Annotated in this window: 3 protein-coding genes and 1 pseudogene; all 4 read right to left on the minus strand. The window is 67.9% G+C overall.

The window, feature by feature from the left end:
* Positions 1-160: 160 nt before the first annotated feature.
* Positions 161-916, minus strand: coding sequence for an ABC transporter permease (locus ELR45_RS14805; protein ID WP_165367784.1), 756 nt, complete (start codon positions 914-916; stop codon positions 161-163).
* Positions 917-947: 31 nt separating this feature from the next.
* Positions 948-1,712: an ABC transporter permease gene (locus ELR45_RS14810; protein ID WP_129667082.1), complete on the minus strand. Its 765-nt coding sequence runs from the start codon at positions 1,710-1,712 to the stop codon at positions 948-950.
* On the minus strand, positions 1,709-2,566 hold the full coding sequence (locus ELR45_RS14815) for an ABC transporter ATP-binding protein (protein WP_205856603.1): 858 nt from the start codon (positions 2,564-2,566) through the stop codon (positions 1,709-1,711). Before ELR45_RS14815 ends, ELR45_RS14810 begins: the two co-directional genes overlap by 4 nt.
* Positions 2,563-2,832: pseudogene (locus tag ELR45_RS35220) on the minus strand (hypothetical protein); the annotation flags it as partial. The pseudogene ELR45_RS35220 and the gene ELR45_RS14815, both read right to left, overlap by 4 nt.

Genomic DNA, 2,832 nt, shown 5'->3' on the forward strand with positions numbered 1-2,832 from the left:
GCCCGGCCGGCGCGGCGTGCGGGGTAGCGCGATCCACGTCCTACTCCTTCTCTTCCGTGAGGGGTGCGGGGCGAATACCGTCAACTGTCAGGGTCGGCAGACCTTGACACAATGGGGTGATCCGCACCGCGAAACGCATTGCCAAATTGGTGGAACACCGTCAGACGACGCGAGCACGCTGGGACCGTCGTTCCACCCGGACCATGAGGGCGTTCAGGGCCAGACCCACGACGCCGATCACGGCCACGATCGCGAAGACATCGGCGTTCCGGAACCGGCTACGCGCCTCCACTACGAGGGATCCCAGACCTCCGTGGCCGCTCATCATCTCCACCACCAGGGCGATGACCAGCGCTATCGCCAAGCTGATCCGCAGGCCGGTCATGATCTGGGGCAGAGCCGCCGGCAGCCGGACCCGGAACACCGAGTCCCATGCCGACAACCGGTGCACCTTGGCCACGTCGAGCAGCGTCTGATCGGTCTGCCGGACACCGAGCATGGTGCCGAGCAGCACCGGCCAGACCGCGCCGAAGGCCACCGCGAGCAGGGTAAGACTGTCGCCGGGACCGACCACCACCATCAAGGCCGGGATCACGGTCACCGTCGGGAGCGATCGGAAGAACTCCCGCACCGGCGATGTCAGGCTGTCCACCAATTCAGAGATAGCGAACAACAGGCCGGCCGGAATGGCGACGGCCGCCGCGATGGCCAGCCCCAGCAGGGCACGCCCGGTGGTGCTTGCCGTGGCCTGCAACAACCCGTTCTCGGTGAACCCGTCGTAGCCGGCTTCCAGGACGTCGGCCGGGGGCGGCACGAAGACGGTGTTCACCCATCCAGCGTTGACCGCCAGCTGCCAGAGCCCCACCAGCGCCACCGGCAGGGCGAGCCGCTGAGCCACATGTGTCGCGTGCTTCATCCGTCGTCCTTTCGTATCCATCGCGGACGACTCATGTCCAGCGCAGACGACGTTCGCCGGCCAGTAGCACCGTGTTGAGCAGCAGACCGACGACGCCCGTCCACAGGATGTAGGCGTACATGGTCGGCAGTTGCAGGGCGTCACCGGCGAAGCGCAGTTGGTGTCCAAGGCCCTGCGGCACCGCCAGCATCTCGATGGCCACCACGAGGATCAGCGCCAGCGCCGCCGCCAGACGAACGCCGGTGATCGTCGCCGGCAGCGCGCCGGGCACGTACACGGTCACGAGCTTTCGTACAGGGTTGAGCCGCTCGATCTTCGTCATGTCCTCGAACCGGTGCCTCAGATCGCTCGTAGCGGAGGCCACGTTGAGCAGGACCGGCCAGAGGGCGGCGAACGCCCCGACGGCGATCTCGCTGCCTGGGCCGAATCCCATGAGCAGGAGCACGACGGGGATGAGGGCGACCGGTGGCACGAAGCGCAGAGTGTTGATGGTCGACCCGAGCAGCCGGTCCATCGCGGCGGACATCCCGACGGCGGTTCCGAGTAGCACGGCTACCACGGTGGCGATCGCGGTGGCCGCAGCCGTCATGCCCAACGTGTGGCCGGTGGCCCGCCACAGCTCGGATGCCTGCAGCTGATCGGTCAGCGCCGGGAAGACTTCGGCGGGTGACGGAACGCCGTCGATCAGGCCACCGGCCACGGCACCCGCCCATACAGCCGTCAGACCGGCGACTCCCACCAGGCCGAGCAGGGACGATCTGATCGCCGCTGTAAGTCCGCTCGCGGTGCGGCTCATAGCGTTCGGATCGTTTCGAACAGCTCGTAGCGGAGCGCCACGAAGTCCTTCTCGGCCCGGGTACGGCCCTGATCGCGGGGCCGCTCCAGGTCGACCCGGACCTCCCGGACCACGTGAGCCGGGCCCCGTCGCAGCACGATGACCCTGTCGGCGAGGTAGATGGCTTCGTCGAGGTCATGGGTCACGAACACCACCGTGAGGCCCAGCTCCTGCCAGACCTCGAGGAGAGCGTCCTCCAGCGCGAAGCGGGTCAGCGCGTCCAGCGCGGCGAACGGCTCGTCCATGAGAAGTACGGATGGTGTGGCCGCCAGCGCCCGGGCGATCTGCAGCCGCTGTTGCATGCCGCCGGACATCTGCGCGGGATAGAGGTTCTCCACGTCGGGGAGATGAACCCGGCGCAGGGCGTCCCTCGCCATGTCCTTGCGCCGGCGTCGAGGAACGCGGGCGGCCTCCAAGCTGAACTCCACGTTCCGGACGGCATTGCGCCACGGGAGCAGCGCCCGGCCATGATCCTGGAAGACGAAGCCCAGGTTCTCCGGTGGCCCGCTGACCGCCTCGTCGTTGACCAGGATGCTCCCGGCCTCCGGCGCGATCAGCCCGGACAACAGCTTGAGCAGAGTGGTCTTGCCGCAGCCCGACGGGCCCACGATACAGACGAACTCACCTGGCCGGACCGAGAACTCCAGATCGTCGATGACGCGCTGGCCGGTGCGGACACCTGGGTAGCCATAGCCGACGCCGGACACCTTGATCGATCCCGTGCCCTCCGGCGCAGCGCTCCGGTCGGTCACCTTGGTCTCGCCGTCCAGGTGGGTATCGGCCAGGGCAGGAGCGAGCCTGGTCCGCATGCTCATGGGGCGACCAATCCGGCCGGATCGAGGGTCGAATCGAGAAGTTCCTGGTCCGCCATCGCGTCGATCCACAGCTGGAGCTGGTCGGCCTCGATGTCTGCTCGTGAGTTCGGCAGTGGGATCCGTTCGGCCGCCTCGGCCGGAAGACCGGTGCGCTCGACGATGATCTCGGCGGCGCGTTCCGGGTTCTCGGCGGCGAACGTTGCGGCCTCCTCGAACGACGCGCGCACGCGGTCGATGACGTCCTGGTTCTGTTCCGCCCAGTCGGC

Source organism: Phytoactinopolyspora endophytica, assembly GCF_004138495.1.
Taxonomy (GTDB): domain Bacteria; phylum Actinomycetota; class Actinomycetes; order Jiangellales; family Jiangellaceae; genus Phytoactinopolyspora; species Phytoactinopolyspora endophytica.

What these genes read in the sequence shown, in the direction of transcription:
- ELR45_RS14805 (WP_165367784.1), bottom strand. Translation starts at nt 916, where the DNA reads ATGAAGCACGCGACACATGTGGCTCAGCGGCTCGCCCTGCCGGTGGCG.
- ELR45_RS14810 (WP_129667082.1), bottom strand. Translation starts at nt 1,712, where the DNA reads ATGAGCCGCACCGCGAGCGGACTTACAGCGGCGATCAGATCGTCCCTG.
- ELR45_RS14815 (WP_205856603.1), bottom strand. Translation starts at nt 2,566, where the DNA reads ATGAGCATGCGGACCAGGCTCGCTCCTGCCCTGGCCGATACCCACCTG.